Raw genomic sequence first — 13,810 nt, forward strand, 5'->3', positions numbered from 1 at the left:
CCCCAGCCCCGCGTAACAAACGAAACAGCAAGGTTTCCGCCTGGTCATCACGGTGCTGGGCTGTCAGCAGCACTTCATTGGCCAGAGTGACCACATCGAACGCCGCGTAACGCGCATCACGGGCCGCACGCTCGAGGCTGGCTCCGGGCTGCACCTGCACACGTACGATCTGTAATGGCACGTCCAGTGCCTCACATACGGCCCGACAATGATCCGGCCACGCGTCAGCCACCGTCTGAAGACCATGATGGACATGGATGGCGCTCAGCGTCGGCAGGGATCGGGTTTTAGCGAGGTGAGCGAGAAGGTGCAGCAGAACGGTGGAATCAAGGCCACCGGAGAAGGCGATGCGCCAGGTTGTGGCATTGCGCCACGGCTCCAGGCACGACAAGAGCTTGGCAGACAAAGTAATCGCGGACTGACTCATATTGATCACTTCCCACAAATCAAATGTGGGAGCGAGCCTGCTCCGGGCGGCGCTCCGACGAAGGCTGCTTAACATTCAACGAATTTGTTGGCTGTTATACCGCTTTCGTCGGAGCGCCGCCCGGAGCAGACTCGCTCCCACATGGGTACAGCGTGGTCAGATCAGAGACCGTAACTCATCAAACGCTCATAACGACGGTCCAGCAGTGCCTTGTGGTCCAGCTTCTTGAGCATCGCCAGTTGCGAGCTCAGCTCGGCACGGATCGAGGCAGCCGCAGCGGCCGGATCACGGTGCGCGCCGCCCAGCGGCTCGCTGATCACTTTGTCCACGATGCCCAAGCCTTTGAGGCGCTCGGCGGTGATACCCATGGCTTCAGCGGCGTCCGGTGCTTTCTCCGCGGTTTTCCACAGAATCGAAGCACAACCTTCCGGCGAGATCACCGCATAGGTCGAGTACTGCAGCATGTTCAGCTGATCGCAAACGCCGATCGCCAGCGCACCGCCGGAACCACCCTCACCGATCACGGTGGCGATGATCGGGGTTTTCAGGCGAGCCATGACGCGCAGGTTCCAGGCAATCGCTTCGCTCTGGTTACGCTCTTCAGCGTCGATGCCAGGGTAGGCCCCCGGGGTGTCGATGAAGGTCAGGATCGGCATTTTGAAGCGCTCGGCCATTTCCATCAGGCGGCAGGCCTTGCGGTAGCCTTCCGGACGCGGCATGCCGAAGTTACGGCGAACCTTCTCGCGAACTTCACGGCCTTTCTGGTGACCGATCACCATCACAGGCTGGTCATCCAGACGAGCAATACCGCCCACGATGGCAGCGTCGTCGGAGAAGTGACGGTCGCCGTGCAACTCATCGAACTCAGTGAAGATGTGTTCGATGTAGTCCAGGGTGTACGGACGTTTAGGGTGACGCGCCAGGCGCGCGATCTGCCAGCTGGTCAGCTTGCCGAAGATGTCTTCGGTCAGCGTGCTGCTTTTGTCCTGCAGGCGGGAGATCTCATCGCCGATATTCAGCGAATTGTCATTACCGACCAAGCGCAACTCTTCGATCTTGGCTTGCAGGTCGGCGATCGGCTGTTCGAAATCTAGAAAATTCGGGTTCATAGGCGTCCGTCTTGGGTCGACGTCCAAGAGAGCTTGGGCCGGCCGGTTGTCTATTCGCGCCCTACCTTAAGGGAGAGGCGCGTTGAGGTCGAGATTAAAAAAATTTGGTCACGATTAAGGAAGCGTAATGCCACCTCACCGTCAACGGTATTGGAGGAAGACGTTGTCTCGCCCGAACTGGTCACGCAGGGCTTGAATCAACGCATCCGCCGGATCGATTCGCCAGCCTTCGCCGAACTGTAGCAGGGCCTTCGCATCGGGACTGGTGTAGTCCATGGTGATCGGGCACGCACCGCGGTGACGCTTCAACAGCTCACCCAGCCAGCGTAGCTGATCGCCTTTGAGGTCCTTGGCATGCAACTTCAGGCGCAGGCTCTCGGCCAGGTTGGTGCGCGCATCTTCCATGCTCATCACCCGCTTGACCCGCAGCCGCAGGCCACCGGAGAAGTCGTCGTTGCTGACTTCACCTTCGACCACCACCATCGCATCGGTCTGCAACAGCGATTGCGCGGAATGGAACGCATCGGCAAACAGCGACGCTTCGATCCGTCCGGAGCGGTCGTCGAGGGTGATGAACCCCATCTTGTCGCCCTTTTTGTTCTTCATCACCCGCAGGGCGATGATCATGCCGGCAACGGTCTGGGTATCACGCGCCGGTTTCAGGTCGATGATACGTTGGCGGGCGAAACGACGGATTTCACCTTCGTATTCGTCGATCGGGTGCCCGGTCAGGTACAGGCCCAGGGTGTCTTTCTCGCCTTTGAGCCGCTCCTTGAGGGTCAGCTCCTTGGCTTTGCGGTGATTGGCGTAGACGTCGGCGTCTTCTTCAACGAACAGACCGCCAAACAGGTCCGCATGGCCACTGTCGTGGGTCCGGGCCGTTTGCTCGGCCGCCTTGATTGCCTCTTCCATCGCCGTCAGCAGCACCGCGCGGTTGCGGTCGATGTTGGCTTGATAAGCCTTCGGTTCGTCGTGGAAATACGGTCCCAGACGATCCAGCGCACCACTACGGATCAAGCCGTCGAGGGTCCGCTTGTTGATACGCTTAAGGTCGACCCGGGCGCAGAAATCGAACAAATCCTTGAAAGGACCGTCCAGACGCGCCTCGGTAATTGCCTCGACCGGCCCCTCGCCTACCCCCTTGATCGCACCCAGACCGTAGATGATCCGGCCCTCGTCGTTCACCGTGAACTTGAACTCCGAGGTATTCACGTCCGGCGCGTCGAGGCGCAGTTTCATGGTGCGCACTTCTTCGATCAAGGTCACGACCTTGTCGGTGTTGTGCATATCCGCCGAGAGTACTGCCGCCATGAACGGCGCCGGGTAGTGCGCTTTCAGCCACGCGGTCTGGTACGACACCAGGCCATACGCCGCGGAGTGGGATTTGTTGAAGCCGTAACCGGCGAATTTTTCTACCAGGTCGAAAATGTTACCGGCCAGGTCGGCATCGATGTTGTTGGTGGCGCAACCCTCAATGAAACCGCCGCGCTGTTTGGCCATTTCCTCGGGTTTTTTCTTACCCATGGCCCGACGCAGCATGTCCGCACCGCCGAGGGTATAACCCGCCATGACCTGGGCAATCTGCATCACCTGTTCCTGATACAGGATGATGCCGTAGGTCGGCGCCAATACGGGCTTGAGGCCTTCGTACTGGTAGTCCGAGTGCGGGTACGCCAGTTCGGCGCGACCGTGCTTACGGTTGATGAAGTCATCCACCATGCCCGATTGCAGCGGGCCGGGACGGAACAGTGCCACCAGTGCGATCAGGTCTTCCAGGCAGTCGGGCTTGAGCTTTTTGATCAGCTCTTTCATGCCGCGGGATTCGAGCTGGAACACCGCCGTGGTTTCGGCTTTCTGCAGCAGGGTATAAGTCGGTTTGTCATCCAGCGGGATGAACGCGATGTCGAGCGGAGGTTCGTTGACCTTGGCGCGGTCGCGGTTGATCGTTTTCAGCGCCCAGTCGATGATCGTCAGGGTCCGCAGACCGAGGAAGTCGAACTTCACCAGGCCGGCTGCTTCGACGTCGTCCTTGTCGAACTGGGTTACCAGGCCGTCACCGGCTTCGTCGCAATAGATCGGCGAGAAGTCGGTCAGCTTGGTCGGTGCGATCACCACACCACCGGCGTGCTTGCCGACGTTACGCACAACGCCTTCAAGTTTGCGGGCCATTTCCCAGATTTCCGCGGCTTCTTCATCGACCTTGATGAAGTCACGCAGGATCTCTTCCTGTTCGTAGGCCTTTTCCAGGGTCATGCCGACTTCGAACGGAATCATCTTCGACAGCCGGTCCGCCAGGCCATAGGACTTGCCCTGTACCCGCGCCACATCCCGCACCACAGCCTTGGCCGCCATGGAACCGAAGGTGATGATCTGGCTTACCGCGTTGCGGCCGTATTTCTCGGCCACGTAATCGATCACCCGATCGCGGCCGTCCATACAGAAGTCGACGTCGAAGTCGGGCATGGAGACCCGTTCCGGGTTAAGGAAACGTTCGAACAGCAGGTCGTATTCCAACGGATCGAGGTCGGTGATCTTCTGCACGTAGGCCACCAGCGACCCGGCACCCGACCCCCGCCCTGGTCCCACCGGCACACCGTTGTTCTTGGCCCACTGGATGAAGTCCATCACGATCAGGAAGTAACCGGGGAAGCCCATCTGGATGATGATATCCAGTTCGAAATTCAACCGGTCGACATAGACCTGACGCTTGGCTTCGTAGCCTTCAGTGGTGTCTTTGGGCAGCAGAACGGAAAGACGTTCTTCCAGGCCCTCGAACGAAACCTTGCGGAAATACTCATCGATGGTCATGCCATCGGGGATCGGGAAGTTGGGCAGGAAGTGCGTGCCCAGCTTCACTTCGATGTTGCAGCGCTTGGCGATCTCGACGGTGTTTTCCAGCGCTTCAGGAATGTCGCTGAACAGTTCCGCCATTTCCTCGGCGCTTTTGAGGTACTGCTGATCGCTGTAATTCTTCGAACGCCGCGGATCGTCGAGGGCGCGGCCCTCACCGATGCACACGCGGGTTTCGTGGGCGGCGAAGTCTTCCTGCTTGATGAAGCGAACATCGTTGGTCGCGACCAGCGGCGCACCGATCTTCTCGGCCAGGGCCACCGCGCCGTGCAGTTGTTCTTCATCATTGGGACGGTTGGTACGCTGGATTTCCAGGTAGAAGCGGTCCGGAAACACCGCCATCCACTCACGCGCCAGGGTTTCGGCTTCGTCGGGATTGCCGCTGATCATGGCCTGGCCGATTTCGCCTTCTTTCGCCGCCGACAGCATGATCAAGCCTTCGTTGGCTTCGGCCACCCATTCGCGCTCAATGATGATCGCGCCATTGCGCTGACCGTCGATGAAACCGCGGGAAATCAATTCGGTGAGATTGCGGTAACCCTCGGCATTCATCACCAGCAGGCTGATCCGGCTAAGCGGGTTATCCGGGTCCTTGTTCGACAGCCACAGGTCGGCGCCACAGATCGGCTTGATCCCGGCACCCATGGCGTTTTTATAGAATTTGACCAGGGAACACATGTTGTTCTGATCGGTGACCGCCACGGCAGGCATGTTCATGCCGACCAGGGTCTTGACCAGCGGTTTGATCCGCACCAGACCGTCGACCAGGGAGTATTCAGTGTGCAGGCGTAGGTGAACGAATGAAGCCGGCATAGTGATCCTGCGTTAAGTCATGAAAACAACAAGGCCCGGATTGTACCGGGCCTTGGTAAAAAAAATCAGCCTCGCGATTAACTCTCTATGAGGCTTTCCCGTGCTTCATAAGCGAGGCGTACCGGGGCAAACGAACGCCGGTGAATCGGCGTTGGCCCAAGGCGGGCGAGCGCTTCCAGATGAACAGGTGTCGGGTAGCCTTTGTGGCCGCCAATGCCGTAGCCCGGGTAGATCAATTCGAAAGCAGACATTTCACGATCACGGCTGACCTTTGCCAGAATCGACGCTGCCGCGATGGCCGGGACCTTGCTGTCGCCTTTAACCACGGCTTCAGCGCGCATCGGCAGTTTCGGGCAGCGGTTGCCGTCGATCATCGCCAGTTTTGGCTGAACGTGCAGCCCGGCTACGGCGCGCTGCATGGCCAGCATGGTGGCGTGCAGGATGTTCAGCTCGTCGATTTCTTCCACTTCCGCGCGGGCGATGCACCAGCTCAAGGCTTTTTCACGGATTTCGTCATAGAGCTTTTCACGGCGGGCTTCGGTGAGTTTCTTCGAGTCGTTCAGACCAAGAATCGGACGGTTTGGATCTAGGATCACCGCTGCGGTCACGACTGCGCCACAAAGCGGACCTCGACCGACTTCGTCGACACCGGCAACCAATTCTTCGACTTCAGCGACCAAGGTGAAATCCAGCCCCATTTGCATGCTTGTTTTACTCATTGTACTTGGCCGATCAGATTCAGCACGGCATCCGCCGCCTGGTTGGAGGCATCCAGGCGCAAGGTACGGTGGATTTCGTCGAAACCGCGGGTCTGCTCCTGGCCATTTTCGATCAGCGGCGACAAGGTCTGGGCCAACGCTTCGACCGTCGCGTCGTCCTGCAGCAGTTCGGGCACCAGCAAGCGCTGGGCCAGCAGGTTCGGCAAGGAGACATAGGGGCTTTTCACCATGTGCTTGAGAATCCAGAACGTCAGCGGCGCCAGGCGATAAGCGACCACCATGGGCCGCTTGTACAGCAGGGCTTCCAGCGTTGCGGTTCCGGATGCGATCAGCACCGCGTCGCATGCAGCCAGGGCCAGATGGGACTTGCCATCGAGCAAGGTCAGCGGCAGATCGCGCCCGGCCAGCATTTCTTCAAGCTGCGCCCGGCGCTCGGGGCTGGCGCAAGGCATGACGAAGCGCACCCCGGGGCGCATGGCCCGCAGGCGCTGCGCGGTATCGAGAAACAGCGCACCGAGGCGGCCGACTTCACCACCACGACTGCCCGGCATCAACGCCACAAGCGGTCCGTCGGGCAAGCCCAGTTCGGCCCGCGCGGCGGCGCGATCGGCCTCGAGGGGAATCGCATCGGCCAGGGAGTGTCCGACAAACCGCACCGGGACACCCTTCTCTTCATAAAATTTCGCTTCGAACGGGAACAGCGTCAGCATCAGGTCGCAACCTTCGCGAATCTTAAGCACCCGCTTCTGCCGCCAGGCCCAGACCGACGGGCTGACGTAATGCACGGTCTTGATCCCGGCCTGACGCAGCTTGAGTTCGATATTGAGGTTGAAGTCCGGGGCATCGATACCGATGAACACGTCCGGCTTCGCGGCGATCAGGTCCGCCACCAGCTTCTTGCGGCGCGCCAGCAGTTCACGCAACCGACCCAGCACTTCCACCAGACCCATGACCGACAGGCGTTCCATCGGGAAATAGGACTGCAGGCCTTCGGACTGCATCAGCGGACCACCGACACCGATGAACTCGACTGCCGGATGACGGGTCCTGAGTGCGCGCATGAGGCCCGCGCCGAGAATGTCGCCGGAAGCCTCCCCCGCCACCAGCGCAATACGCAGATTGGCCATGGTTAGCGGGTAATGCCGCGAGTCGAAGACTGGATGGAGTCACGGAACACTGCGACTTCCGGGAACTGGGCTGACGACTCAGCCAGTTCGGCGAGCGCCTGCTCGACCGTCAGGCCCTGACGATAAACGACCTTATAGGCACGCCGCAGGGCGTGGATGGCGTCTTCGCTGAAACCCCGACGACGCATGCCTTCGAAGTTCATGCTGCGGGCCTCGGCCGGATTGCCGAACACCGTGACGTACGCAGGAACATCCTTGCCGATGGCGGTTCCCATGCCGGAAAAGCTGTGGGCACCGATGTGGCAATACTGGTGAACCAGCGTAAAACCGGACAGGATGGCCCAGTCTTCAACATGCACATGGCCAGCCAGTGCGGTGTTGTTGACCAGAATGCAGTGGTTGCCAATAACGCTGTCGTGACCGATGTGGGCGTAGGCCATGATCAGGTTGTGATCACCCAGGGTCGTTTCCGAGCGGTCCTGAACGGTTCCACGGTGAATCGTCACGCCTTCGCGGATGACGTTGTGGTCACCAATCACCAGGCGCGTTTCTTCGCCCTTGTACTTCAGGTCCGGCGTGTCCTCGCCTACCGAAGAGAACTGGTAGATGCGGTTGTGCTTACCGATTCGGGTCGGGCCCTTGAGAATCACGTGCGGCCCGATGACTGTTCCCTCGCCGATTTCCACACCTGCGCCGATGATCGACCACGGGCCGACCTCGACACCGTCAGCCAGGACGGCCGCCGGATCGATGATTGCGCGAGGGTCAATCAAACTCATAGCTTGCGTTCCGCGCAAATGATTTCAGCAGAGCAGACCGGCTTGCCATCGACCGAAGCCTGGCACTCGAACTTCCAGATCTGGCGCTTGCAGCTGATGAACTTGGCTTCAAGGATCAACTGGTCACCCGGCAACACCGGCTGGCGGAAGCGCAGCTTGTCGGAGCCGACGAAGTAGTAAAGGGTGCCATCGGCCGGTTTCACGTCGAGCATTTTGAAACCAAGGATCCCGGCAGCCTGAGCCATCGCTTCGATGATCAGCACACCCGGCATGATTGGATGCGCGGGAAAGTGACCATTGAAGAATGGTTCGTTGATGCTGACATTCTTGTAGGCGCGAATGCGCTTGCCTTCCACATCCAGATCCACTACCCGGTCCACCAGCAGGAACGGGTAACGGTGAGGCAGGTATTCGCGAATCTCGTTGATGTCCATCATTTCGGGGGGAAGCCTATGTAAAGATTGGGAACGCGCGACTGACGCGCACTCCTCTAGCAAATCAAGGACGCAGTCTAGCGGCTGTGCACACTTGATATGGAAATGGTATCAGCCATCTGATGAAGCATTACCGCCAGGGGTCACTTCCCCTGCCTGCTTTTCCAGCTGTCGCAAACGTCGCGCGATGTCATCGAGCTGACGGATACGTGCCGCGCTTTTGCGCCACTCGGCTGCCGGCTGCATTGCCGTACCGGAAGAATAGGCACCCGGCTCTGTGATCGAGTGGGTCACCATGGTCATCCCGGTAATGAAAACGTTGTCGCAAATGTCGATATGACCCACCAGCCCTACGCCACCGGCGAGCATGCAGTGCTTGCCGATCCTGGTGCTGCCGGAGATTCCCACGCACGCGGCCATGGCGGTGTGATCACCGACTTGAACGTTGTGGGCGATCTGGATCTGGTTGTCGAGTTTCACGCCATTACCGATGATGGTATCGGCCAACGCGCCACGGTCGATGGCGGTATTCACGCCGATTTCCACGTCGTCGCCGACCAGAACACCACCGATCTGGGCAATTTTCTGCCAGATACCTTTCTCGTTGGCAAATCCGAAGCCTTCGCCACCGAGTACGGCACCGGATTGAATCACTACCCGCTTTCCGACGCGCACGTCGTGATACAGGGTGACCCGCGGTGCGAGCCAGCCACCTTCGCCGATCACACTGCGAGCACCGATGAAGCAATGCGCGCCGATGGTCGTACCCGCATCCACTCGTGCTCCGCTTTCGATGACCGCAAAGGCACCGATGCTCGCCGCTGGATCAACCACCGCGTCCGCCGCAATCACCGCTGTCGGATGAATGCCGGCAGCCGCCTTGGGCTTGGGATCGAACAGGTGGGAAACACGAGCGTAAGCGGCGTACGGATCAGGCACTACCAATGCATTCCCGGCAAAACCTTCAGCGTCAGCGGCTTTGAGCAACAAAGCTGCAGCCTGGCTGCCCGCCAGATACTTGCGGTATTGGGGGTTTGCGAGAAAGCTCAACTGAGCTGGGCCAGCCTCCTGCAAGGTGGCTAGCCCAGTAATTGCTGTTTCCGGGTCGCCACGCAGGGTGGCGCCGAGGAACTCGGCCAATTGGCCGAGCTTAATGGTCGCGGTCATGGATTACTTCAGCTGATTCATGCGCTCGATAACCTGGCGCGTGATGTCGTACTGAGGCTTGACATCAATCACTGCACCACGCTCGAAGACCAGGTCGTAAGCACCTTTCTTGATGACTTCTTCCACAGCGCTGTCCAGTTTCGGCTTGAGCTGCTTCAGCATTTCACGGTCGGCAACGGCTTTGGCTTCGTTCAGCTCCTTGGACTGGAACTGGAAGTCACGAGCTTTTTGCTTGAATTCAAGTTCCAGACGCTCACGCTCGCCTTGCTGCATTTTGTCGCCACCGGCCATCAGGCGATCCTGAATACCCTTGGCGCTGCTTTCCAGCGACTTGAGTTTGGTCAGTTGAGGACCGAACTTTTTCTCGGCATCCACAGCGTATTTCTTGGCTGCATCGGATTCCAGCAGGGCCATCTGATAGTTCAGAACGGCGATTTTCATGTCGGCAAATGCCGGACCTGCTACCAGTACGGAAGCCAGGAGAACCAATTGAGTCAACTTACGCACGATGCACTCCTACAAAATCCATTGTCGTTATCTTGGGTCAGACGCTTAGAACGTCTGGCCGAGGGAGAATTGGAACACTTGAGTTTCAGCGTCATCCGGTTTCTTGACTGGCATGGCCAACGCGAAACTCAGAGGACCCAGTGCGGTGACCCAGGTCACACCCACACCGACGGAACTTGCCAGGTTGCTCAGACTGATGTCGTTGCACTTGGTGTTGGACTTCGTACCATCGGCGTTGGTGACATCCGAGCATTTGGAGTCGAAAACGTTACCCACATCCCAGAATACCGAAGTACGCAGGGAGCGTTGGTCCTTGACGAACGGCAAAGGGAACAGAACCTCCACACCACCTTGAATCAAGACGTTACCACCAAACGGCAGTGGATCCTGGTCCGGGTCTGCCTGCGTTCCGGCATTGCCTGTAATAGCCTCACCGCGACTCGGCGTACTGCGAGGCCCCAAAGTGCTGTCCTTGAAGCCACGAACCGAGTTGAAACCACCAGCATAGTAGTTTTCATAGAATGGCAAGCCATCGGTCGAACCGTAACCATCGCCATAACCCAGTTCGGTATGCAGGCGCATGGTGTAGTTTTCGGACAATGGCTGGAACAGCTGGCCACGGTAATCAAGCTTGAAGAACGACAGGTCGCTGCCTGGCGTCGTGGTTTCCAGCACCAGGCTCTGGGAATGACCACGGGTCGCCAGCACGCCCTTGTTCAGGGTGGACTCGGACCAACCGGCCGAAGCCTTGAAGTTGAGGTACTTATCGCCTTCTTTTTCTACGAAGTCGAAGATCTCATCTACCGTATAAACACCCGTTTTGATTTCATCCTGTTGAGCCGTCAGACCGAAAGTCAGACGCGACGTCTCGCTGATCGGATAGCCCACGCTTACGCCGGCACCCAGGCTGTCCACGGAATAGCTGGCTACGTCGACATCGAGATCGTCATAGTCGGTGGTACGGTAGAACGCGTTGTAGCCCAGGCTCACGCCATCAGCAGTCCAGTAGGGGTCGACATAACCGAAGTTATAGCGGCTCTGGTATTCGCTGCGGGTCAAGCCGATGCTGACCTTGTTACCGGTACCGAGGAAGTTGTTCTGGGTGATCGAACCACCGAGGATCAGGCCCGCGCTCTGGGCGAAACCGACGCTCGCGGTAATCGAACCGGACGCTTGTTCTTCCACGCTGTAGTTGACATCAACCTGGTCGTCGACACCCGGTACAGCCGGGGTTTCAACGTTGACTTCCTTGAAGAAGCCCAGGCGCTCAAGACGGGTCTTGGACTGGTCGATCAGGTAGGTCGAAGCCCAGCCACCTTCCATCTGACGCATTTCACGACGCAGCACTTCGTCTTCCGACTTGGTGTTGCCACGGAAGTTGATGCGGTTGACGTAAGCACGCTTGCCCGGATCGACCGCGAAGGTGATGTCTACAGTGTGATCTTCATCGTGAGGCTGCGGCACGCCGTTGACGTTGGCGAAGGTGTAGCCCTCGTTACCCAGACGACGGGTGATCAACTCGGAAGTGGTGGTCATCAGCTTGCGCGAGAACACCTGGCCTTTCTGTACCAGCAGCAGCGACTTGACCTGGTCTTCAGGGACTTTCAGGTCACCGCTCAGCTTGACATCACGAACGGTGTACTTGTCGCCTTCGTTGATGTTGACGGTGATGTAGACGTGCTTCTTGTCCGGGGTGATGGACACCTGGGTCGAAGCGATATCCATGTTGATATAGCCACGGTCCAGGTAGTAGGAACGCAGGCGTTCCAGGTCACCGGAGAGTTTTTCACGCGCATACTTGTCGTCGTTCTTGAAGAACGACAACCAGTTGGTGGTCTTGAGTTCGAACAGGTCGATCAGGTCTTCATCAGGGAAAACCGTGTTACCCACCACGTTGATGTGCTGGATAGCCGCAACGGTGCCTTCGTTGATGTTGACCTTCAAGCCTACGCGGTTACGCGGCTGCGGCACGACTTCGGTGTCGACGGTAGCCGAGTAGCGGCCCTGCGCAACGTACTGGCGTTGCAGCTCGTTACGTACACCTTCGAGAGTCGCGCGCTGGAAGATCTCGCCTTCGGCCAGACCGGATTGTTTAAGGCCCTTCATCAGGTCTTCAGTGGAGATTGCCTTGTTACCTTCGATCTCGATACTTGCAACCGACGGACGCTCGACTACCGTGATGACAAGGACGTTGCCATCGCGGCCCAGTTGGATATCTTGAAAGAACCCGGTTTTGAACAGCGCACGAGTGGATTCCACCAGGCGACGATCATCCGCCTGTTCACCAACGTTCAACGGCAAAGCACCAAAGACGCTACCCGCGGAGACCCGCTGGAGGCCATTGACGCGAATATCAGAGATAGTGAAGGACTCGGCGTGAACTTCGGCGATCATCAATACGGTGAGAACCGCAGTTAGCAGCAGACGTTTCATGAAGTCCTTTCTTATTCCAACTGGCAATAAACAAACTGCCGCAAAATGCGGCAGATTCGCAATTCAGCGACGTTACAGACGGCCTAGATCATTGACCAGAGCGAGCAACATCACTCCGATCACCAAACTGATACCGATCTGTATCCCCCAACCTTGCACCCGATCCGACAAGGGACGACCACGCGCCCACTCAATCAGATAAAACAACAAATGCCCCCCATCCAGCACAGGAATGGGCAGCAAATTCAGAACCCCCAGGCTAATACTCAGATAAGCAAGGAAATTCAGGAAATCAGCGACGCCCGACTGGGCCGAAGCGCCCGCCACTTTAGCAATGGTTATCGGTCCACTCAAGTTTTTTACCGAGAGCTCGCCGAACAACATTTTCTTCAATGAATCGAGGGTCAGCAGGCTCATGGTCCAGGTGCGCTGAGCCCCCTCTCCAATCGCGGCCAAAGGACCGTAACTGACCTCGCGAATCATCTCCGGCGGCCAATCGACCGCTTTCACACCAGCCCCCAGATAGCCACTCGGTGCCTTTTTCTCGCCGCGTGCAGCCAGCGTGACAGGGACGTCGATTTGAGCACCATCGCGCTCGACCCGCAGCATGATTTTGGTATCAGGACGCATACGGACGGTATCGACCACCTGCTGCCAGTCATCCAGCGACTTGCCATCGAGGGCCAGCAACCGGTCACCCATTTTCAGGCCGGCGGCCTGCGCCGGGCCTTTCGGATCAAGTTCGGCCAGGACCGGCGGCAGCGCCGGACGCCAAGGACGAATCCCGAGCGATCGAATCGGATCAGGCTCGTCTGCGCCCTTGAGCCACTTATCCAGTGTCAGTTCACGGGGCGAATCAATCGAGGAGCCTTGTTCACGGACCAGCACCTGCAGGGAACCACTTTCCCCCAGGCGACGAATCAGCTGCAAATTCACCGCAGCCCAGCCGGAAGTCGGTTCGCCGTCAATCGAGATGATTTCCTGGCCGGCGCTCAAACCGGCCTTGGCAGCAATACTGCCGGACTCGACCGCTCCGATGACCGGGCGTACCTGCTCACTACCGAGCATGGCCAGCACCCAGAAGAAGGCAAACGCCAACAAAAAGTTGGCGATCGGCCCGGCCGCCACGATCGCAATGCGTTGACGAACGGTTTTACGATTGAAGGATTGATCGAGCTGATCGACCGGGACCTCGCCTTCACGCTCATCGAGCATTTTTACATAGCCGCCCAGCGGTATCGCAGCCACCACGAACTCGGTGCCCTGCTTGTCGTACCAGCGCAGCAGCGGCATGCCGAAGCCCACGGAGAAACGCAGTACCTTGACCCCGCAGCGACGCGCGACCCAGAAATGGCCGAACTCGTGGAAGGTGACCAGCACGCCCAAAGCCACCAGGGTGCCGACAATCATATAGAGCGCGCTCATCTACTTTCTCCGCATTCCTA

General features: G+C 58.5%; 11 protein-coding genes. All 11 read right to left on the minus strand.

Features of this window, described 5'->3' with window-relative positions:
* Window positions 1–427 (minus strand): tRNA lysidine(34) synthetase TilS (tilS, locus tag FFS64_RS06485; protein WP_137804676.1); only part of this gene is annotated, 427 nt, incomplete at its 3' end.
* Between the two features lie 161 nt (window positions 428–588).
* Window positions 589–1,536 (minus strand): acetyl-CoA carboxylase carboxyltransferase subunit alpha, encoded by a 948-nt coding sequence (locus FFS64_RS06490; RefSeq protein ID WP_095197080.1) that lies wholly within the window; start codon window positions 1,534–1,536, stop codon window positions 589–591.
* A gap of 141 nt (window positions 1,537–1,677) precedes the next feature.
* Window positions 1,678–5,199 carry a DNA polymerase III subunit alpha gene (gene dnaE / locus FFS64_RS06495; RefSeq protein ID WP_137804677.1) on the minus strand — a complete coding sequence of 1,174 codons (3,522 nt, stop codon included), beginning with the start codon at window positions 5,197–5,199 and terminating at the stop codon, window positions 1,678–1,680.
* Window positions 5,200–5,276: 77 nt separating this feature from the next.
* The gene (gene rnhB, locus FFS64_RS06500) at window positions 5,277–5,903 is read right to left on the minus strand and encodes a ribonuclease HII (protein ID WP_137804879.1); all 627 of its coding nucleotides are present in this window, start codon (window positions 5,901–5,903) and stop codon (window positions 5,277–5,279) included.
* Between the two features lie 11 nt (window positions 5,904–5,914).
* Window positions 5,915–7,045, minus strand: coding sequence for a lipid-A-disaccharide synthase (lpxB, locus tag FFS64_RS06505; RefSeq protein ID WP_137804678.1), 1,131 nt, complete (start codon window positions 7,043–7,045; stop codon window positions 5,915–5,917).
* A gap of 2 nt (window positions 7,046–7,047) precedes the next feature.
* Window positions 7,048–7,824, minus strand: a complete 777-nt coding sequence (gene lpxA / locus FFS64_RS06510; protein ID WP_137804679.1) for an acyl-ACP--UDP-N-acetylglucosamine O-acyltransferase — start codon at window positions 7,822–7,824, stop codon at window positions 7,048–7,050.
* Window positions 7,821–8,261 (minus strand): 3-hydroxyacyl-ACP dehydratase FabZ, encoded by a 441-nt coding sequence (gene fabZ / locus FFS64_RS06515; protein WP_007940511.1) that lies wholly within the window; start codon window positions 8,259–8,261, stop codon window positions 7,821–7,823. Before fabZ ends, lpxA begins: the two co-directional genes overlap by 4 nt.
* 108 nt (window positions 8,262–8,369) lie before the next feature.
* Window positions 8,370–9,425, minus strand: a complete 1,056-nt coding sequence (lpxD, locus tag FFS64_RS06520; RefSeq protein WP_137804680.1) for a UDP-3-O-(3-hydroxymyristoyl)glucosamine N-acyltransferase — start codon at window positions 9,423–9,425, stop codon at window positions 8,370–8,372.
* 3 nt (window positions 9,426–9,428) lie between these two features.
* Window positions 9,429–9,932: an OmpH family outer membrane protein gene (locus tag FFS64_RS06525; protein ID WP_110966657.1), complete on the minus strand. Its 504-nt coding sequence runs from the start codon at window positions 9,930–9,932 to the stop codon at window positions 9,429–9,431.
* A 45-nt stretch (window positions 9,933–9,977) separates the two neighbouring features.
* Window positions 9,978–12,365 (minus strand): outer membrane protein assembly factor BamA, encoded by a 2,388-nt coding sequence (gene bamA / locus FFS64_RS06530; RefSeq protein ID WP_137804681.1) that lies wholly within the window; start codon window positions 12,363–12,365, stop codon window positions 9,978–9,980.
* A 72-nt stretch (window positions 12,366–12,437) separates the two neighbouring features.
* Window positions 12,438–13,790 (minus strand): sigma E protease regulator RseP, encoded by a 1,353-nt coding sequence (gene rseP, locus FFS64_RS06535; protein WP_137804682.1) that lies wholly within the window; start codon window positions 13,788–13,790, stop codon window positions 12,438–12,440.
* Window positions 13,791–13,810 lie beyond the last annotated feature (20 nt).

It is taken from the genome of Pseudomonas sp. G(2018), from assembly GCF_005502415.1.
GTDB lineage: Bacteria > Pseudomonadota > Gammaproteobacteria > Pseudomonadales > Pseudomonadaceae > Aquipseudomonas.